At 68.4% G+C, this 18,259-nt stretch carries 18 protein-coding genes; 11 read left to right on the plus strand and 7 right to left on the minus strand.

Annotation, left to right across the window (positions count from 1 at the left end):
- The first annotated feature begins 11 nt into the window (after window positions 1–11).
- From DOE79_RS12035 to DOE79_RS12050, 4 genes are read left to right on the plus strand one after another with little or no spacing between them, the layout of a single operon-like run.
- On the plus strand, window positions 12–1,118 hold the full coding sequence (locus DOE79_RS12035) for an ABC transporter permease (RefSeq protein WP_120338689.1): 1,107 nt from the start codon (window positions 12–14) through the stop codon (window positions 1,116–1,118).
- The gene (locus DOE79_RS12040) at window positions 1,115–1,702 is read left to right on the plus strand and encodes a phosphoheptose isomerase family protein (protein ID WP_120338690.1); all 588 of its coding nucleotides are present in this window, start codon (window positions 1,115–1,117) and stop codon (window positions 1,700–1,702) included. Before DOE79_RS12035 ends, DOE79_RS12040 begins: the two co-directional genes overlap by 4 nt.
- A gap of 21 nt (window positions 1,703–1,723) precedes the next feature.
- Window positions 1,724–3,460 (plus strand): dihydroxyacetone kinase family protein, encoded by a 1,737-nt coding sequence (locus tag DOE79_RS12045; protein WP_120338691.1) that lies wholly within the window; start codon window positions 1,724–1,726, stop codon window positions 3,458–3,460.
- Window positions 3,457–3,933, plus strand: a complete 477-nt coding sequence (locus DOE79_RS12050; RefSeq protein ID WP_120338692.1) for a ribose-5-phosphate isomerase — start codon at window positions 3,457–3,459, stop codon at window positions 3,931–3,933. The genes DOE79_RS12045 and DOE79_RS12050 overlap by 4 nt, the downstream gene beginning before the upstream one ends.
- A 105-nt stretch (window positions 3,934–4,038) precedes the next feature.
- On the opposite strand, the gene DOE79_RS12055 is transcribed toward DOE79_RS12050, so the two are convergent.
- From DOE79_RS12055 to DOE79_RS12065, 3 genes are all read right to left on the minus strand, one after another.
- Window positions 4,039–4,431 carry a hypothetical protein gene (locus tag DOE79_RS12055; protein ID WP_120338693.1) on the minus strand — a complete coding sequence of 131 codons (393 nt, stop codon included), beginning with the start codon at window positions 4,429–4,431 and terminating at the stop codon, window positions 4,039–4,041.
- Window positions 4,428–4,982 carry a PadR family transcriptional regulator gene (locus DOE79_RS12060; protein WP_120338694.1) on the minus strand — a complete coding sequence of 185 codons (555 nt, stop codon included), beginning with the start codon at window positions 4,980–4,982 and terminating at the stop codon, window positions 4,428–4,430. Before DOE79_RS12060 ends, DOE79_RS12055 begins: the two co-directional genes overlap by 4 nt.
- Window positions 4,983–5,057: 75 nt before the next feature.
- On the minus strand, window positions 5,058–5,516 hold the full coding sequence (locus DOE79_RS12065; protein ID WP_120338695.1) for a MarR family winged helix-turn-helix transcriptional regulator: 459 nt from the start codon (window positions 5,514–5,516) through the stop codon (window positions 5,058–5,060).
- Between the two features lie 203 nt (window positions 5,517–5,719).
- Between DOE79_RS12065 and DOE79_RS12070 the strand changes: the two genes are divergently transcribed.
- Entirely contained in the window at window positions 5,720–6,535 is an 816-nt protein-coding gene (locus DOE79_RS12070; protein WP_120338696.1) for a bacteriorhodopsin-like, read from the plus strand.
- 240 nt (window positions 6,536–6,775) lie between these two features.
- Here the strand turns inward: DOE79_RS12070 and DOE79_RS12075 are convergent, their stop codons facing one another.
- The 3 genes from DOE79_RS12075 to DOE79_RS12085 all read right to left on the minus strand — a co-directional run bounded on the left by DOE79_RS12075 (window position 6,776) and on the right by DOE79_RS12085 (window position 9,254).
- A complete protein-coding gene (locus tag DOE79_RS12075; protein ID WP_162942726.1) occupies window positions 6,776–7,390 on the minus strand; it encodes a DUF2238 domain-containing protein in 615 nt (204 codons plus the stop codon).
- 10 nt (window positions 7,391–7,400) lie between these two features.
- The gene (locus tag DOE79_RS12080) at window positions 7,401–8,279 is read right to left on the minus strand and encodes an endonuclease/exonuclease/phosphatase family protein (RefSeq protein WP_120338698.1); all 879 of its coding nucleotides are present in this window, start codon (window positions 8,277–8,279) and stop codon (window positions 7,401–7,403) included.
- 75 nt (window positions 8,280–8,354) lie between these two features.
- Window positions 8,355–9,254, minus strand: coding sequence for a LysR family transcriptional regulator (locus DOE79_RS12085; RefSeq protein WP_120338699.1), 900 nt, complete (start codon window positions 9,252–9,254; stop codon window positions 8,355–8,357).
- An 88-nt stretch (window positions 9,255–9,342) separates the two neighbouring features.
- Here DOE79_RS12085 and DOE79_RS12090 point away from each other — a divergent pair, with 88 nt between their 5' ends.
- The 6 genes from DOE79_RS12090 to DOE79_RS12115 all read left to right on the plus strand — a co-directional run bounded on the left by DOE79_RS12090 (window position 9,343) and on the right by DOE79_RS12115 (window position 16,716).
- Window positions 9,343–10,689 (plus strand): aspartate aminotransferase family protein, encoded by a 1,347-nt coding sequence (locus DOE79_RS12090; RefSeq protein WP_120338700.1) that lies wholly within the window; start codon window positions 9,343–9,345, stop codon window positions 10,687–10,689.
- A gap of 107 nt (window positions 10,690–10,796) precedes the next feature.
- Window positions 10,797–12,329, plus strand: coding sequence for a glycoside hydrolase family 32 protein (locus tag DOE79_RS12095; protein ID WP_120338701.1), 1,533 nt, complete (start codon window positions 10,797–10,799; stop codon window positions 12,327–12,329).
- A gap of 104 nt (window positions 12,330–12,433) precedes the next feature.
- Entirely contained in the window at window positions 12,434–13,789 is a 1,356-nt protein-coding gene (locus DOE79_RS12100; RefSeq protein WP_120338702.1) for an ABC transporter substrate-binding protein, read from the plus strand.
- Window positions 13,790–13,850: 61 nt separating this feature from the next.
- Entirely contained in the window at window positions 13,851–14,732 is an 882-nt protein-coding gene (locus DOE79_RS12105) for a carbohydrate ABC transporter permease (protein ID WP_120338703.1), read from the plus strand.
- Entirely contained in the window at window positions 14,729–15,640 is a 912-nt protein-coding gene (locus DOE79_RS12110; RefSeq protein WP_120338704.1) for a carbohydrate ABC transporter permease, read from the plus strand. The genes DOE79_RS12105 and DOE79_RS12110 overlap by 4 nt, the downstream gene beginning before the upstream one ends.
- A gap of 29 nt (window positions 15,641–15,669) precedes the next feature.
- Window positions 15,670–16,716: a LacI family DNA-binding transcriptional regulator gene (locus tag DOE79_RS12115; RefSeq protein ID WP_120340310.1), complete on the plus strand. Its 1,047-nt coding sequence runs from the start codon at window positions 15,670–15,672 to the stop codon at window positions 16,714–16,716.
- Window positions 16,717–17,031: 315 nt separating this feature from the next.
- On the opposite strand, the gene DOE79_RS12120 is transcribed toward DOE79_RS12115, so the two are convergent.
- Window positions 17,032–18,072, minus strand: coding sequence for an LLM class flavin-dependent oxidoreductase (locus DOE79_RS12120; protein WP_120338705.1), 1,041 nt, complete (start codon window positions 18,070–18,072; stop codon window positions 17,032–17,034).
- Window positions 18,073–18,259 lie beyond the last annotated feature (187 nt).

The raw sequence follows: 18,259 nt of genomic DNA on the forward strand, positions 1-18,259 counted from the left end.
AGAACCAGACCATGAACTCCATTGCGCGTCTCGTCGCCCGAGACAAGAACCTCTCCGTGCTGCTCGTGATGACCGCCGTCACCCTCGTCGCGCTCATCACCCTGCTCGGCGGCCGGTTCCTCTCCGCCGGCAACCTGCAGTCGATGTCCTCTCAGGTGAGCGAATTCGGCTTCCTCGCCCTCGCCATGGGCCTGGCCATGCTCACCGCCGGCATTGACCTGTCGATCGTCTCTGCGGCGGTGCTCTCCGGCATCGTGGGGGCCACCGTGATGAGCGGCCAGCTTGTGCCGGTCACCGCTTCGAACTCGAACACCCTGATGCTCGTAGGCATCCTGGCGGCCCTAGTGACCGGCATGCTCTGCGGCCTGCTCAACGGGCTGCTGATCGCCAAGATCTCGATCCCGCCGATCCTCGCCACCCTCGGCACGATGATCTTGTTCACCGGCATCGGCATGGTCATCACCAACGGGCAGAGCGTGCCCATCGCCATCAGCAGCTACTCCGCGCTCGGCGCCGCCACGGTGGCGAACATTCCGATCATCTTCATCCTCATGGTCGCCGCGTTCCTCGTCGTGGGCTTCATGCTGCGCCGCACCCGCTTCGGCCGCCGCATCTACCTCTTCGGCGAGAACGATGTGGCGCTGCGCTTCTCCGGGGTGCGCAACGACCGGGTGATCATCCTCACCTACGTCACCATCGGCCTACTGGTGGGCCTGGCCGCCGTGATCATGGTCTCCAGGGTGAACTCCGCCCGGGTGGGCTTCGGCGAGAGCTACCTGCTGCAGGCGATCCTCGTGGTGGTGCTCGCTGGCTTCAACCCCTACGGTGGCCGCGGCCGGGTGGTCAGCGTGGCCCTCGGCCTGATCCTGCTGCAGTCCTTGCAGAGTGCCTTCACCATCCTGCAGTTCAACCCCTACGTGAAGAACCTCATCTGGGGCTCCATGCTGCTGCTGGTCATGGTGGTCAACTACTACGTGGCCCGCTGGAACCCCCGCGGCGCCGCGAAGACCAAGGGACCCGGCTCCACCCCGGTGATTCCCGCGAAGTCGGCGCCGCTGGCCGCCGCCGAGACGCACCGGGCGACGGACGGCGTGACCCTGGGCGGGCGGGCGCTGTGAGTACCGTGACGAGCAGCTTCCACGGCGCTGATTTCCACAGCCAAGCCGCCACCATCGTGGCGGAGCTCGCAGGTACGGTGGCGCGGATCGACAGTGGCGAGATAGAGCGCACGATCGAGGCGCTCCTGGCCGCGGACACCGTCTTCGTAATCGGGGTGGGCCGCGAAGGCCTGGCCGCCCGCGGATTCGCGATGCGACTGGCGCACCTCGGTCTCACCGTGCACTGGGCCTGGGATGACACCACTCCCGCCGTCACCGCGGAAGACCTGCTCGTGATGGTGAACGGTCCCGGTACCATCGGCCACCTCGACTACGTCTTCGACCGGGTGCGAGAAGTGGGTGCCACGACCCTCGTGGTGTCCGCCATCGCTAGCGCCCGCACCCCGGCCCTGGCCGACGTTGCCCTGATCGTGCCCGCCACCGTCTACCGTGGCGAGGGCGACCTGGTGTCGTCGATCCAGCCGATGGGCAGCCTGTTCGAGCAGGCAACCCAGCTGGTCTTCGACACCCTGGTGCTGCAACTGGCCGAACGCCTCGGCCTGGCTTTCGCCGACCTCGCCCCGCGACACCGCAACTTCGAATAACTACTCAACGAGGAGTCCCCCATGACCCGCATCCACAACGACCCTGCCGACTTCGCCGAAGAGGCGCTCGCCGGGTTCGCGCTGCTGCACGGCCGCTACGTGCGCCCGGTACCTGGCGGGGTCGTGCGTCGCCACCCCGGCCCCCGGGGGAAGACCGTGGTGATCTTCGGCGGCGGTAGCGGCCACTACCCGGCCTTCGCCGGCCTGGTCGGCCCCGGCTTCGGCGACGGCTCGGTGGTGGGCAACATCTTCACCTCGCCCTCGGCGCAGTACGCCTACTCGGTGGGCCGGCAGGCCAACCGCGGCGGCGGTGTGATCTTCAGCTTCGGCAACTACGCCGGTGATGTGATGAACTTCGGCATCGCCTGCGAACAGCTTGCCGCCGAGGGCATCGACGCCCGCAACGTGATCGTCACCGACGATCTGCTCAGCGCCTCGGTGGAGGAGAGCCACAAACGCCGCGGCATCGCCGGTGACTTCGTGGTCTTCAAGGTGCTCGCCGCGGCCGCCGAGACCGGCGCCGACATCGACGAGGTGGAGCGGCTCGGCCGGCTGGCCAACGACCGCACCCGCACCGCCGGCATCGCCTTTGACGGCTGCACCTTCCCTGGAGCGATCGACCCGCTCTTCACGGTGGAGCGCGGCCAGATGGCGGTGGGCCTGGGTATCCACGGCGAACCCGGCCTGGAGACCGTGCCGCTGCAGTCCGCCGCGGAGATCGGCGACCTGCTCGTGCGCACCGTGCTGGCGGAGGCTCCCGCCGACAGCGACGGCCGGGTCGGCGTGATCCTCAACGGCCTCGGCTCCACCAAGTACGAAGAGCTCTTCCTGCTCTGGGGCGAGATCGCCCCGCGCCTGACCGCTGCCGGGTTGAGTCTTGTGGACCCGGAGGTGGGCGAGCTCGTCACCAGCCTCGACATGGCGGGCGTCTCGCTCAGCCTGGTCTGGCTCAACGACGCACTCGAACCGCTCTGGACCGCCCCTGCCGACACCCCGGCCTACCGTAAGGGCTCCGCGCTCGCCGTGGGGACCGATGACGATGATAACGGCGTCGTGGCGGATGCTGTCGCCGAGGCGGTCGAACCCGGCAGCCCGGTCTCCGGGCAGGCCGCCACTGAGGTGGTGGCGCTCGTGAGGGCGGCGTTCGCCACCGTGCGGGAACACGAAGACACCCTCGCGCAGATGGACGCCATCGCCGGCGACGGCGACCACGGGCGCGGCATGGTGCGCGGCCTCGACGCCGCACTCACCGCCGCTACCGCAACGGCCGCCCAGGGCGCCGGGGCGGGCACCACTCTCGCCCGGGCGGGCGACGCCTGGGCCGAACATGCCGGCGGCACCTCCGGAGTGCTCTGGGGTTCGGCGCTGCGCGCGGCTGGCCAGGTGCTCGGCGACGAGAGCGCCATCGACGCCGCGGGCATCCTCGCTGCCGCCGCCGCGTATGCCGGTACCCTCACCAGGCTGGGCAAGGCCACAGTCGGCGACAAGACAATGGTCGACGCCGTCACCCCGTTCGTGGACGAGCTGCGCCGCGCGATCGAGGCCGGAGCGACGGCAGCAGATGCACTGACCTCGGCGGCCGAAGCGGCCACAGAAGCCGCCGCTGCGACCGCCGACCTGCTCCCCAAGCTTGGCCGGGCCCGACCGCACGCCGCCAAGAGCCTGGGCACCGCCGACCCCGGCGCCACCTCCTTCGCCCTCATCGTCACCACCCTGGCCAACGCTCACGTTCCCGTACGAAAGGCGCACCTCTCATGACTCTTCAGCCCCTCACCATCATCATCGGCGCCGACGATGCCGGCTACGTCTACAAAGAGGTGCTCAAGGCCGACCTCGAGGCCAGCCCGCTCGTAGCCGCCGTGATCGACATCGGTGTGGATGCCTCCAGCCACACTCCGTACCCCAGCGTGGCCATCGAGGCGGCCACGCTGGTGGCCGCCGGCACTGCCGACCGGGCGCTGCTCGTCTGCGGTACCGGGTTGGGCATGGCCATCGCGGCCAACAAGGTTCCCGGTATCCGCGCCGTCACCGCCCACGACGGCTATTCGGTGGAGCGTGGGGTGCTCAGCAACAACGCCCAGGTGCTTGCCTTCGGCCAGCGCGTGATCGGACTCGAGGTCGCTCGCCGGCTCACCCGGGAGTGGCTGCACTACCGATTCGACACGTCGTCGGCGTCGGCCGAAAAGGTGCGTTTGATCAGCGACTTCGACGAGGCGGCGACGCCCGTCTGACGACCCTCACTGGTCGCGGGAATCGATGGCAGGCACGCCGAGCTGAGCACACGAGCGCGACAGGTCGCCGGTCGCCCGGACGGGGTGCGGTGAACCTCCGCGGGCTCAGCCCAGCGCGACCACCACGGTGAGCGCCGCGAGCAGCGCGCAGAGCGGGGCCATGGTCCAGCGCTCCGGCCGCGACCGGGAGGCCGCGTTCATGATGATCCCGAGCGCGAAATATCCCGCCAATACCCAGACCGCCACAGCCACGGCACCCGGCCAGGGCAGCACGGTTGCCAGGCCGGCCCGCTGCAGCACCAGCACCCCGAAGATGAGGTACAGCCCGATCGAGGTGGCGCTGCCCAGCCGCTTCTGCACGGGCAGCACCCGGTCCTGGCCTCCCCAAGCAAAGTGGCCGAGCGGGGCTCCGGCGATGAGAGCGGCCTGGAAGATGATCAACCCGGCCATCAGGGCGCTGAAGAGCAGGGCCGCTCCCGTCACCAGGTCCGCGTTCATTGCGACCTCTGGGTGGCTGCGGCCTGGCGCTCGAGAACGTCCAACGCGTCGTGGGCCCAGGCGAGGGTGGCCCGGGCGGCGTGCTCGCCGGCCATGACCGTGAGCAGGATGTAGGGGGCATCCGCACTGTCGTCGGCCTCGACCTCGGAGCGGACGGCGCCCAGCCCGGCCAGGTCGGCCTCGGCACGGCTCTGGGCGTCCAGCACGAGTTGCCGGCACGCGTCCGCGCCCAGCTGACGCCCGAAGAACAGCCGGAGCAGCAGGCCATTGCGGGGTTTTTCCGGCGCAGGAGGTCCGGCCAGCAGCTCACGCAGCCGCTGCACTCCGCCCGGTGTCACGGCGAAGATCGACGAACCGGAGCGGACCGTCTCCCGGCGCTCGATCAGGCCGTCGCGTTCCAGGAGTGCCAGTGCGGGGTAGATCTGGCCGAAGCTCTCGGACCAGAACTGCCCGAGTGTGTCGCGGATCTGTTCCCGCAGGGCATACCCGGTCATCGGAGCAAGGCTGAGCCCACCGAGCACGGCCATCTGGGTCTGGTCTGACACCGCCATCGTCAGCTCCGTTCTGTTCCTCATATATCTACCAGATATATGCCTGGGTGGCAACGGGCAACCTGCCGGGGTGGGTTAGGGCTGCGCTGAGCGGGTGCGCACCTCGGCGGCGACCGAGGTGAGGGCGGCGGTGAAGTCCGCCAGCTGGTCGGCGCTCAGGCTCGACGTGGAGGCGGAGAGCATCTCTGCGAAGTCGTGGTGGATCTGGCCCATCACAGCATGGCCCTCCGGCGTGAGCTCCAGGTAGAGACTGCGTCGATCGCCGGGGTGGTCGGTGCGGGTGACGAAGCCGGCGTCGACGAGACGCCGGGCGATCGCGGTGACGGCGCCGGTCGTGAGGCCCAGGTGGGCGGCCAGGTCCTTGGGCGTGATGCTCACGGCCTGGGCCACTCGGAACAGCGCGCGAAGCTCGGTTCCGGTCAGGCCTGCGTCCTCGGCGATCCGGCGCCGGTTGGCCTCGAGGGCGCTGACGAACGCGGAGGCGGCGGCCGGAAAGCCGGTGAGCGTGTGCGACGCCCGATCGGGATTGTGCATGTCTCCTCCGGCTGGAGCGGCGAGCCGGATGGGTCGCGGCGGGTGAAAACAGTCTATCGACACTCCCGGCAAAGAAGTTCATTGAATAGTTGACTTAGTAAGTCACTTAACGGTTCAATGAACCTGCCATCGCGTTTCGCGGGTGGTTCTCACACGTTCCTGCACCCGTTCCACTCACGCCGTTCCTTACAGAGGAGTGCACCATGATTCCCGACATCCTGTCGCCCGGGCAATACGACACCGTCTACAACTTCCTGTCCCTGGTGATCGCCGCGCAGCTGTTCACCGCGGTTTTCCTGCTCATCTCGCTGCCGCGCATCCTGCCGCGCTACCGCGCTGCGATCACCGTGGCCATCGTGGTCTGCGGCATCGCCGCGTATCACTACTTCCGCATCTTCGACTCGTTCAAGGCGGCCTTCGTCACGGATGCGGCCGGCGGGCAGGGCGACTACGCGCAGGCAGCCGGCGTGGGGTTCAACGAGGGCTACCGGTATGTGGACTGGCTTCTCACCGTGCCGCTGTTGCTCGTGGAGCTGATCGCGGTGCTGGCGCTCGCGCGTTCGGTGCAGAACCGGCTGCTGCGCGGGCTGGTTCCGGCGGCCGCGCTCATGATCATCCTCGGTTACCCGGGCGAGATCAGCTCGGATAACGGGGTGCGCGGGCTGTTCGGCCTGTTGTCCACCATCCCGTTCCTCTACATCCTCTACGTACTGTTCGTGCAGCTGAGCAAGTCGCTCGACCGGCAGCCGAAGAGCGTGCGTGCCACCCTGGGACGGCTGCGTTACCTGCTGTTGCTCAGCTGGGGCGTGTACCCGATCGCCTATCTGCTGCCGCTGCTCAACATCGCCGGGTCCGACGCCTGGGTCTACAAGCAGGTGGGCTACTCCGTGGCCGATATCCTCGCCAAGGCCGTCTACGGACTGATCATCTTCCAGGTGGCCCGCATGAAGTCCTTCGACGACGACCCCACCTTTGCCGCCATCGAGCTGTCCCGCGACGAAGAGCCGGCACGTAGCTAGGCGAACGGATGCGCCGTGGGCCGCGCGCACCGACGGGGCACGCGGCATCGCAACCAGCAGCGCACGCTGCAGGGCGGGTGCCGGAGTTCGGGTCACCGACACCCACCCTGGCACCGGCCGTGGCGAGCCCCACCCGGCGCATCCGCCCCCGGCCTGGTGCTACCGGCGGTCGCCCGTCGGCCCAGGTTTTGTCCCCTGCTTGGAGTTCGGAGCGCCGCCCGGGGCGGTTTGGTCGGCCGGTCAGGCTTCGGTGTCGGTGAAGCTGTCGCGGGGGGCCTTCGCGCTGACGGCTCCGTCGGTGAGGTAGGTCATGCAGCAGCCGGCGAGCAGCGCCCCGGCGCCGCCCCAGACCAGGTCGCCGATCGAGTCGGTGTAGCCCACGAAGATGGCCGGGTTGAGGAACGTGTGCCCGATCCACTCGAACACCTCCCAGATCACGCCGAGGCCGAGCCCCAACGCCGTGGTCACCACGACGGTCGACAGCATCGGCCGGGGTAGGGAGTCCTGGGCGGCGACGATCCGCAGTTGCACCAGCACGATGTAGAGCAGCGCGGCGCAGAGGCCGTTGGTGACGAAGTGCACCGGCAGATCCCACCAGCGGGTGGTGATGTAGATGTCCAGAACGCTGCTCCATACGGCTACGAGCACAACAATGCCGAATGCGATGTCCACGCTCGCTCGCAGCCCCAGCAGCCGCGGCACCAGCATCCCCACAGCCACGACGGCCAGGCTCACCCCGGAAAGCGGGCCCCACCCCACGCTCGCCACGATGATGCCCACCACGGCCAGCGCGCGCAGCACGTCGGCCGCCGTCTCTGCGATTCCCGACGGGCGCCGAAGCAATGTCTGGATCATGCGCAGCACATTAGTCGATGTGGGGCCGAACGGGGTGGGGCCGATCCGGGGTGCCCGCGGCTCGCAGCACGGCCTGAACGGGCTCGTGGTCGGACGCCGCTCGGCCGTCGAACCGAACGGCGTTGATGCCCGCGCTCAGCACGTCGACGCCGGGACCCACCAGCACGAAGTCGATGCGGGTGCCGCCCGGCTGCGGCCGCCGGTAGTGCGAGAAGGTGCCCCACTCCGGCGTCACGCGATCGGATGCCGCAGCCCAGCTGTCCCGGAGCCGGCCCGGCGCGGTGAGCCGCCGGTAGACCTCCGAGTTCACCGAGGTGTTGAGGTCGCCGGTCACCGCCACCGTGGTGGCGGGGTCGCGGCGGTACGCGTCGCGCACCAGGGTGAGGATGAACCCGGCCGAGCGCAGCCGGGAGCGGCGGGAGAGGTGGTCGAAGTGCGTGTTGACCGCCAGCACGGAGGCCCCGGTGACGGCGTCGGTGAACGAGGCAGCCACCGCGACCCGTCGGGTGAGGTTGCCCCAGGATCGAGAGCCGTGCTCGTGCGGCGTGTCCGAGAGGGCGTGCTGCCGCCAGTCGGTGAGCCGCAGCCGCGTGGCGTCGTAGAAGATCGGGTTGTGCTCGTCGTGTCCGTCGGGGTGCCGGCCGCGGCCGACCCAGTCATAGCCGGCCCCGAGGGCGTCGGAGAGGAACTCGACCTGGTCGGGCAGCGCCTCCTGCACGCCGATCAGGCTGGGCTGCTCGGCCGCGAGCAGGCGCCCCACGAGCGCCTTGCGGGTGTCCCAACGGTCGGGGCTGCCCGGTCGCAGGGTGGGCAACCGGCGTCGGATGTTGAAGGTCATCACGTGCAGATCGGGTGCGTTCACCCTGCCGATCAGCGCTGCATCCGCCATGTACTCAGCGTACGCGCGCCCTGCCGCGGCCGCACGGCCGCACGGCCGCACGACCGCTGGCCGCCGGTTCGGCGGTCAGACCCCGGGGCGAGCGGCGTGCCTGAGCGACTCGATGACGGTTGTGATGGCCGGCCGGCGGGCGCTGCCGGTGCGTACGGCCGCCACGATCTGCCGGTCGGCCAGGCCGATCACCGGGCGGGCCACGATGCCGGTGCGTGGTTCGATCGCGAGCTCGGGCAGCACCGCCACCGACAGCCCGGCGGCCACGTGCGAGAGCAGCACTCCGTAGCTGGTGAAGCGGCCGGCGACGACGGGCTCGAACCCGGCCAGCCGGCAGTGCCGGGGCACGAGTTCGCCCAGGTAGGTGCCCGGGTCGTCCAGTGCCCAGCGCTCGTGGGCGAGGTCGGCCAGCGCCACGTGGTCACGCTCGGTGATCGGGTGGCCGGTGGCGGCGACGACCATGAGCGGGTCGGTGGCCAGCGGGACCGTCGTGATGGTGGGGCTCAGCAGGGTGCCGTCGGCCTCGTCCACGGTGACGATGAGGTCGCAGCGACCCTGATCGAGGGCGGTCGTGGCCGCTTTGGGTTCGATTTCGAGAAGCTCCAGGGTGAGCCGCGGATGCGTACGGGCCAGCTCCACCGCCGCTCGGATCAGGATCGGTGCCATCGAACTCGCGAAACCGCCCACCCGTACGTGCCCGGCGGGGTGGGTGCTGATCTCCGCGAGTTCCGCCTCGATGGCGTCCATGTGGTCGCGCAACTCGCGCGCCCGCTCCACCAGGAGCAGCCCGGGGGCCGTGAGCGTGAGGGTGCGGCCCACCCGGTCGAACAGGGGCACCCCGGCCTCGCTCTCCAGCGCGGAGAGCTGTTGCGACACCGTCGACGGGCTCAGCAGTACTTCGGCCGCCACGGCTCGCACCGTGCCGACCCGCGCAAAGACGTCGAGCAACCGCAGGCGCCACGGGTTCAGGGTCATGGCCTCATCCTATTGTTCGGTTTTGTCGAACAGAGCAGTCGATCACTGGTGCTGGACGCGCACAGGGCGGCATCGTTAGCGTCGAGCCATGACCACCACATCACCATCTCCCGCGGTGCCGTCCGCAGCACCGACCGACACCGCGTTCTGGGCGGATGTCGACAGCCACGTCGTGCGGTACGGCAGCCCGTTCGTGCCCGAAATCATCACGCGCGCCGAGGGCAGCTTCGTCTACACCGAGTCCGGGCGCCGCATCCTGGACTTCACCTCGGGCCAGATGAGCGCCATCCTCGGGCACTCGCACCCCGACATCGTGGCGACGGTGCAACGCCAGGTCGCCACCCTCGACCACCTCTACAGCGGCATGCTCTCGCGTCCCGTGGTGGATCTATCGCGTCGGCTGGCCGAGTCTGTGCCGCAACCGCTCACCAAGACCCTGTTGCTCACTACCGGCGCCGAGTCCAACGAGGCGGCCATCCGCATGGCCAAGCTCGTGACCGGCAAATACGAGATCGTCTCGTTTGCGCGGTCCTGGCACGGCATGACCTTGGGGGCCGCCGGTGCCACCTACAGCTCGGGCCGCAAGGGGTACGGGCCGGCAGCGCCCGGCAACATCGCCATCCCGGTTCCGGATTCCTACCGGCCCGACATGGTGGATGCCGAGGGTCGGCTCGACTGGCGCCGCCAGCTCGACGCCGCCTTCGCGCTCGTCGACGCGCAGTCCACCGGCAGCCTGGCCGCGTGCATCGTGGAGCCGATCCTGAGTTCCGGCGGCATCATCGAGCCGCCGCTGGGCTACCTGGCCGCGCTCAAGGTCAAATGCGAGGAACGCGGTATGTTGCTCATCCTCGACGAGGCCCAGACCGGGCTGTGCCGCACGGGCACCTGGTACGCGTTCGAGCGCGACGGTGTCGTGCCCGACATCCTCACCCTGTCGAAGACGCTCGGGGCCGGGCTGCCGCTGGCGGCGCTGGTCACCACCGCCGAGATCGAGCAGGCCGCGTTCGAGCGCGGCTTCCTCTTCTTCACCACGCACGTGTCCGACCCACTCGTCGCCGCCGTGGGCAACACCGTGCTCGACGTGTTGCAGCGTGACCGGCTGGATGAGCGGGCTGGGCGGCTCGGTGAGCGGTTGCGGGTCGGGCTGCTCGACATCCAGAACCGGCACGCGGTGGTGGGGGATGTGCGTGGCCGCGGCCTGCTGCAGGGGGTGGAACTCGTGCTCGACCGGGAGACCAAGCAGGGCTCCGACGTCCTCGGGGCCGCGATCACCCGGCGCTGCCTCGAGCTGGGCCTGCACATGAACATCGTGCAGTTGCCCGGCATCGGCGGCACCTTCCGGATCGCACCGTCGCTCACCAGCACCGAGGCCGAGATCGCGCTGGGCCTTGAGATCCTCGACCAGGCAATCGGGGAGCACTCGCCCGCCGCCTGAAAACAGCCTGCACGGCCCGCTGTGGTTAATTTTGATTAACCGCTTGATCTTTCATTTGTTAACCACTTATGGTTCTGATTAAGCGATTAACCAAAGGATCAGCGCCGATGCCACAGCACGTCTTCTTCCAGCCGCCACACGCGTGGGTCGGCGACATCATCCCCTTCGTAGCGAACGGAGAGTTCCAGCTCTTCTACCTGCACGAGGACCGCAGCACGCCCAAGCCCGGCACCCCGTGGCACCTGGTCACCACTGCGAATCTTGTCGATTTCGACGACCAGGGGGTGGCGTTCGAGCACGGATCGCCCACGGCGGGGGACTTCAACGTCTACACCGGCAGCATCGTCGACGACGGTGCCGGAACGCACCACCTGTTCTACACGGGCCAGAATCCCGCGATCGTGGGCCAGGACGGCCTGCCGCTCCAGCTCGTCATGCACGCCACAAGCACCGACGGCCTGGCGAGCTGGCAGCGGTTCCCCGAGCACACCTTCGGGGCATCCGCGGGGTACGAGACAGGCGATTGGCGCGACCCCTTCGTCTTCCGCGACGACGAGGCCGGACTCTGGCGGATGCTCATCGCCGCCCGCCACACCGACGGGCCGGAGCGCCGCCGGGGCACCATCGCCCAGTGCGTCTCCACCGACCTCGTGCACTGGGAGCCCACCGAACCCTTCTGGGACCCGCGCCGCTACGTGGCCCACGAGTGCCCCGACGTCTTCCGCTGGGGTGACTGGTGGTACCTGGTGTACTCCGAGTTCTCGGAGAACTTCACCACCCGCTACCGCATGGCCCGAAGCCTCGCCGGTCCCTGGCTGGTTCCCGAACACGACAGCATCGACGGGCGCGCGTTCTACGCGGCCAAGACCGCCGAGCTGCACGGCCGCCGGTTCTTTTTCGGCTGGATCGCCAGCCGGGAAGACAACCACGACGACGGCGCCTGGCAGTGGGCCGGAACGATGTCCGTTCTCGAGGCGACCCAGAACGACGACGGCACGCTCGCCTTCGCCTTCGCGCCGGAGACCCTGGCGAGTTTCACCGAGAACGTGCCCCTCGGGGCCCTCGGCGCCGAGGCCACCGGCACCTCGAGCCCGCTGCGGCTGGATGCGCCGGACGGCTACTCCGTCCGGCTCTCCGACACCGAGACCCCGCGCCGCTTTCGCCTCTCTGTGACCTTCGACATCGCGGCCGGCACGACCGAATGCGGGGTGCTCCTGCGGGCGAGCGACGACGGAGACTCCGCCTACATCCTCCGGCTCGAGCCCAAGCGGGGGCGGATGGTGTTCGACCGCTGGCCGCGCCGCCGCACGGGAGACGGCCAGTGGGAGATCTCCGGGGATTCGCCCTACGTGATCGAGCTCGAACGCCCCTGCGACCTTTCGCCGGGCACGCACACGCTCGAGGTGATCGTCGACGGCGACCTGTGCGTGGCCAACCTCGACGGCCGCACCACGCTCAGCACCCGCATCTACGACCGGCCGGTCGGCCGGGTGGGTGTCTTCGTCGGAGAGGGCAGCGTCGTCGTCCGCGACCTCAGCCTGAGCACCGGCACGGCGCCCAGCCGTCCTGACCCGAACGCCCTGGATGGCTCCGCAGCATCCACCGAGACCCTGCCCGAGCGGCAGTACGCACACAACTGAACGACCCCGACCACTGAACGACTGAACGACTGAACGACTGAACGACTGAACGACCCGATCAAGACAACCCGATCACTCACATTCGATCAACGGAGATGGAAACAATGAAAACAACCCGATCACGGCTCGCCGTCGCAGCCGCCGCCACCGCTCTGGCGCTTGGGCTCACGGCGTGTGGCGGTAGCGGAGGTGCCGTCGGCAACGCCGACTCCACCAACGTCGACCCTGCCGGCGAGATCAAGCCCCGCGAGATCTCCTGGCTGCTCTCCCGGCCGGCCGACGGCGGTGTCATCACGGCCATGGAACAGATCGCCAAGGAATACGCGACGGATCACCCCGGCTTCGCGCTCAACCTGATCACCACGCCCGATCGCCCGTCCTACATTCAGAAGTACCAGACCCTCGCGGCGGCGAACAAGCTGCCCGAGCTGTTCGACACCGACGCCACTCCCTACGCCCAGAAACTCGCCAAGCAGGGTCGGATGATGGACGCCGAGGCGCTGCTCAAGAGCCTGGACCTCTACGACGACTACCGCCCGGCCGCGCTGAACTACCAGCGCTTCGACGACGGGTCGCTCTACATGGTGCCGTTCGAGTTCCAGCTCGAGTTCTTCTGGTACAACAAGGCCCTGTTCCAGCAGGCCGGCGTGCAGATCCCCACCACGCTCGATGAGATTCCGGCGATGTGCACGCAGCTGCGCGAGGCGGGCATCACCCCGATCGCCCTGGACGGCCAGGATCAGTGGCCCCTCGAGCGGTACATGGCGTACCACCCGTTCCGCACGGCAGGACCCGGCTTTGTGCAGGACCTGAAGAAGGGCGACGCGAAGCTCAGCGACGCCGACGGAGCGGCGGCCGTCGACTGGATGAGCCAGCTCGGTTCGTCCGGCTGCTTCCAGGAGGGCTTCTCGTCAACGGGCTACTCGGATGCGCAGAACCTGTTCACCTCGGGTAAGGCCGCCGTGTACAACATCGGCACCTGGGAGCTGGGCAGCCTCGCCACGGACGCCCTCGACGCCGGTGTGCGCGACGACGTCGACTACTTCACCCTGCCCGTCACATCCGGCTCGGCGACGGCGGCCAACGAGTACGTCTCACCGTCCGGTATCGGCATGGCGGTCAGCACCAAGACCTACGACCCACTGGTGCGCGACTTCCTCGCTTTCGCCCTCAAGCGCTACCCCGAGGTCTACGCCGCCACCGGTGCGCTCTCGCCCACCACGAACGTCGAAACCACCATCCCCGCCAACGCCACGCCCCTCTACGAGCGGGCCGTGCAGCAGGCGAACGATGTCGGCGAGACCACGGCCATGCCGTGGGACACCCAGCTTGACCCCACCTCCAACACCCGGCTGCAGCAGGAGCTGACGCTGCTCGTACAGGGCGAGGTCACGCCAGACGAGTTCATCTCGACGATGGACGGCGTCATCGCGCAAAACGGCCCAGCCGCGTTCAAATAACCCGCTTCATCACACACATCCGCACGTGGGGGCCCGAGGGCCCCCACGGGAAGGCGCACTGATGCTCCCCAACCGGTCACGACTCTCGGTCTTGATCTTCCTCGTGCCGCCGCTGCTGCTCTACGCAGTGGCCGTGCTGCTGCCCATCCTGCAGTCCCTGTTCCTCAGCTTCTTCCAGTGGGACGGTGTCACGGACATGCAGTTCGTGGGCCTGGGAAACTACATTTACATGCTCACCGGGGACACGGTCTTCTGGACGGCATTCCTGAACACCCTCGGCTACCTCGCGATCTGCCTGATCCTGCAGTTGGGTGGCGCACTGCTCGTGGCCAGCCTGCTGACCATGCTGCGCCGCGGCCGGGAGCTCGTGAAGACGCTCTACCTCCTGCCGGCGGTCATCTCCACGGTCGCCATCGCGTTCCTGTTCCAGCGCATCTACTCGTTGGAGCCGGCGGGCCTGCTCAACCGGGCGCTCGAACTGATCGGTCTGGGAGGGCTGCAGACCGCCTGGCTTTCCGATGTGGGCACCGTGCTCGCGGCCGTGTCGGTGCCAGAGGGGTGGCGGTTCACCGGTCTCTACATGCTCATCATCTACGCCGCGCTGCTGGCCGTGCCGCAGGAACTCGAGGAAGCGGCCAAGCTCGACGGCGCCTCGTGGTGGCAGACGTTCTGGCGGATCAAGTTTCCGCACATCCGCCCGGTCTGGATCACCACGACCATCATCGCTACTACGTATGCGCTGCGCGGGTTCGACATCCCGTACCTGCTGACCAACGGCGGGCCAGGGCAGGCCTCCGAGCTGCTGACCACCTATATGTACAAGACGGCCTTCACGAGCACCGATTACGGATACGCGAGCACCATCGCCGTCTTCGTGGTCATCGAATGCCTCGTGGCTGTGGGCCTCATTCTTCTCCTCCTCCGACGGAAGGCCGACGCATGACCACCACCACGGCGCCCCGGCGTCCGGCCCAGCGACGTTCGGTATCACGGCTGTCGCCGCCACCCCTGCGCCAGCACCGCCGCCTGAACGTGCACCGCACCCTCACCAGCATCGTCGTCGCGCTCATCGTCGTGGTGCAGGTGTACCCGCTGGCCTGGCTCTTCCTCACCAGTGTGCGCACCGAGCAGGACTTCGCCAACGGCGACCCGTTCGGTCTGCCCACCGGATTCACGCTGGAGAACTACTCCCGCGCGTTCTCCACCGGCAACCTGGCCCTCAACATTCTGAACAGCTTCATCGTCACCTCGGGAGCGATCGTGCTGATCGTCGTGCTGGGCATGATGGCGGCCTACGCTCTGCAGGTGCTGGGCTTCCGCGGCAGCAAGTTCGTGCGCGGCCTGTTCCTCATCGGCATTGTCGTGCCGGTGCAGATCGCCTTGGTGCCGCTCTTCATCGACTACGCCGCCGTGAACCTGCTCGACACCTATCAGTCGATCATCATCCCGCTGGCCGGCTTCTCGCTGCCGATGTCGATCTTCTTGTTTTCGTCGTTCTACGAGTACATCCCGCGAGAGACTTATGAGGCTGCATCGCTCGATGGCGCGGGTCCTTATCGGATCTTCGCCCAGATCACCTTTCCACTGTCGCTCAACACGATCGTGACCGTGGTCATGGTGAACAGCATCTTCATTTGGAACGACTTCATCTTCGCCAACACCTTCGTGCTGTCGGACGGCCTGAAGACGATCCCGCTGGGGCTGCAGAACTACATCGGCGCAATGGGCAAGGTCGACTGGACCGCGACATTCGCGGCCGTCTGTGTGAGCATCACCCCTCTGCTGCTCGCATTCCTGGTACTGAACAAGGCCATGATCTACGGCCTCTCGAGCGGGGGATCGAAGGGATGACGCATGACGAGTCCGTGCAGGAGGGCACCATGACGACGAAGCGAAAGCGTGGATCCACCGCTGCGGCCGAATCCGGTCACTCCGGGCATCCGGTCACGATGCGCGATGTGGCGGAGGCGGCCGGGGTGTCGGTCGCGACGGTGTCGAACGTGGTCAACGACAAGAAGAGCGCACGAATCGGGGCGGATGCGCGCCAACGCGTGCACGACGCCGTGAGCGATCTGGGCTACCGGCCCAACGCGCTCGCGAAGACGCTGTCCAGCGGCAGCTCGAAGTTCATCGGGCTGGTCGCCGACGCGATCGCCACGACCCCCTTCGCCGGTCAGATCATTCACGGCGCCCAGGACGAGGCCTGGAAGCACGGCTTCGTGCTGCTGGTGGCCAACACCGAGGGCGACCCGGCGGCCGAAGAGGCGGCCATAGCGATGATGCTGGAGCACAAGGTGCGCGGCGTGCTCTACTCCACCTGGTACCACCGGGCCGTCGTGCCGCCCCAAGCCCTGCGGGAAACCGACTACGTGCTCGTGGACTGCTTCGAGGCCAACGCCGCATCGCCCGCCGTGGTGCCCGATGAAGTGCAGGGCGGGTACACCGCCACCGGGCTGCTGCTGGAAGCCGGCCACCGTCGCATCGCGTTCATCAACACCACCTCGTCGTCTCCGGCTCGGTCGGGTCGGCTCAAGGGTTACCGCCGGGCGCTCGCCGAGGCCGGAATCGAGTTCGATCCGGCGCTGGTCTTGGAGGCGCATCCCGACCAGGAGGGCGGCTACGCGGCCACGGACCGGCTGCTCGAGCAGAAGGTCACCGCGGTGTTCTGCCACAACGACCGGGTCGCCATGGGACTGTACGACGGAGTGCGTGAGCGCGGGCTGACGATCCCGCGCGACATCGCCATCGCCGGCTTCGACAACCAGGAGGTCATCGCGGCCCACCTTCGTCCGCCGTTGTCCACCGTCGCGCTTCCGCACTACGAGCTGGGTGCCGCCGGGGTGCGCGTGCTGCTCGGGATCGACACCGTCCCGAAGAATTCCCCGATGCTCATCTCCTGCCCGGCGGTCTCCCGAGCATCCATCTGAGTGACCCGGCCTCGGGGGCCCCGAGTCGTCGGTCGAGCCTGTCGAGACCTGGCACCCTGGTCTCGGATACGTCCAAATCCCGTCGGTCGAGCTTGTCGAGACCTCGCACCCAGGTCTCGGGTTCGTCCCCATCCCGTCGGTCGAGCTTGTCGAGACCTGGTGACCAGGCCTGACCGACGGATGCAGCGCACGGGATCTCGACAGGCTCGATCAGCGAGACGCGGCTCGATCAGCGAGATGCGGCTCAATCGGCGAGATGCGGCGCGATCGCCGAGTTGGTCGCTCGATCAGCGAGTCCCGTGCTCGCGTGACCGCCTACTTCGCGGCGAGCAGCCGGGCCACGCGGGGCTTCACCTCGGTGGCGAGCAGCGTGAGCGACTCCAGCAGGTGCTCGTGCGGCAGGCCGCCCAGGTCGCCCTGCAGGAAGTGCCGCATGTGGCCGAGGTAGCCGTGCAGGTGCACAATGCGCTCGGCCACATCGTCGGGGTCGCCCACGTAGTACGCACCCGGTGCGTGGCTCTGGGCCAGGTACTGCCGACGGTCGGGAGCGCCCCAACCGCGCAGGCGACCCATCTCCACATTGAGGTTGTGCCAGCCCGGGTAGAACCGGTCCAGTGCCTCCTGCTTCGTCGGCGCGACCAGGCCGAACGTGGCGACCGACACCTTGATGTTCTCGGTGTGCCCGGCCTGCGCGGCCGACCGGCGGTACAACTCGGTGAGCGGGGCGAACCGGTGCGGCTCGCCGCCGATGATGCCGTAGGACACCGGTAGGCCGAGCTTGCCGGCCCGCGCCGACGACGCCGCGTTGCCGCCGGTGGCCAGCCAGATCGGCAGCCGACCGGCGACCGGTCGGGGCACCACGGCCAGCTCGTCGAGCGTGGGGCGCACGGTGCCCGACCAGCTCACGGTCTCGGTGGGGCTCTCGTTGATGGTCATCAGCAGGTCAAGCTTCTCCGCGTAGAGCCGGTCGTAGTCGGCCAGGTCGTAGCCGAACAGTGGGAAGGTCTCGACCGAGGAGCCCCGGCCCGCGGTGATCTCCACCCGGCCGCCGCCGGAGATGGCGTCGGCGGTGGCGAGCTGCTGGAACACCCGCACCGGGTCATCCGTGCTGATGATGCTGGCCGCGCTGCCCAGGATGATCTGGCTGGTGGCCGCGGCTGCCGCGGCGATCAGGGCGCCGGGGGAGGACGCCGGCATGCTCACGGTATGGTGCTCGCCGATGCCGAAGTAGTCCAGTCCGGCCCGGTCGGCCGCCACGATGGCGTCGAAAAGGTTGCGGATGCCCTCTGCCGTGCTGCGCGGGCTCCCGTCGGGGTTCAACGGGGTGTCGCCGAAGCTGTAGGCGCCGATTTCCATGGGTCTGTCCTCTGTCTGCGGTGGAGCGGGTCTGAAGCGGAGTGGATATGTGGTGGACCGGGTGGCGGATGCCTGCGTAACTGTTCCCGAAGCGGACTTCTGCGGCCGGCGTACCGGCCGCACTTGTCCGCGCGGGCAACAGTTCCGCCCGGGTCCCGGCCCGGTCGCGGGCGCGGGCGCGGGCCCG

This window comes from Cryobacterium soli (assembly GCF_003611035.1).
GTDB lineage: Bacteria > Actinomycetota > Actinomycetes > Actinomycetales > Microbacteriaceae > Cryobacterium > Cryobacterium soli.

Coding starts and splice junctions, on each gene's coding strand:
- DOE79_RS12035 (WP_120338689.1), top strand. CDS start 12: ATGAACTCCATTGCGCGTCTCGTCGCCCGAGACAAGAACCTCTCCGTG.
- DOE79_RS12045 (WP_120338691.1), top strand. CDS start 1,724: ATGACCCGCATCCACAACGACCCTGCCGACTTCGCCGAAGAGGCGCTC.
- DOE79_RS12050 (WP_120338692.1), top strand. CDS start 3,457: ATGACTCTTCAGCCCCTCACCATCATCATCGGCGCCGACGATGCCGGC.
- DOE79_RS12055 (WP_120338693.1), bottom strand. CDS start 4,431: ATGAACGCGGACCTGGTGACGGGAGCGGCCCTGCTCTTCAGCGCCCTG.
- DOE79_RS12060 (WP_120338694.1), bottom strand. CDS start 4,982: ATGGCGGTGTCAGACCAGACCCAGATGGCCGTGCTCGGTGGGCTCAGC.
- DOE79_RS12065 (WP_120338695.1), bottom strand. CDS start 5,516: ATGCACAATCCCGATCGGGCGTCGCACACGCTCACCGGCTTTCCGGCC.
- DOE79_RS12070 (WP_120338696.1), top strand. CDS start 5,720: ATGATTCCCGACATCCTGTCGCCCGGGCAATACGACACCGTCTACAAC.
- DOE79_RS12075 (WP_162942726.1), bottom strand. CDS start 7,390: ATGATCCAGACATTGCTTCGGCGCCCGTCGGGAATCGCAGAGACGGCG.
- DOE79_RS12080 (WP_120338698.1), bottom strand. CDS start 8,279: ATGGCGGATGCAGCGCTGATCGGCAGGGTGAACGCACCCGATCTGCAC.
- DOE79_RS12085 (WP_120338699.1), bottom strand. CDS start 9,254: ATGACCCTGAACCCGTGGCGCCTGCGGTTGCTCGACGTCTTTGCGCGG.
- DOE79_RS12090 (WP_120338700.1), top strand. CDS start 9,343: ATGACCACCACATCACCATCTCCCGCGGTGCCGTCCGCAGCACCGACC.
- DOE79_RS12095 (WP_120338701.1), top strand. CDS start 10,797: ATGCCACAGCACGTCTTCTTCCAGCCGCCACACGCGTGGGTCGGCGAC.
- DOE79_RS12100 (WP_120338702.1), top strand. CDS start 12,434: ATGAAAACAACCCGATCACGGCTCGCCGTCGCAGCCGCCGCCACCGCT.
- DOE79_RS12105 (WP_120338703.1), top strand. CDS start 13,851: ATGCTCCCCAACCGGTCACGACTCTCGGTCTTGATCTTCCTCGTGCCG.
- DOE79_RS12110 (WP_120338704.1), top strand. CDS start 14,729: ATGACCACCACCACGGCGCCCCGGCGTCCGGCCCAGCGACGTTCGGTA.
- DOE79_RS12115 (WP_120340310.1), top strand. CDS start 15,670: ATGACGACGAAGCGAAAGCGTGGATCCACCGCTGCGGCCGAATCCGGT.
- DOE79_RS12120 (WP_120338705.1), bottom strand. CDS start 18,072: ATGGAAATCGGCGCCTACAGCTTCGGCGACACCCCGTTGAACCCCGAC.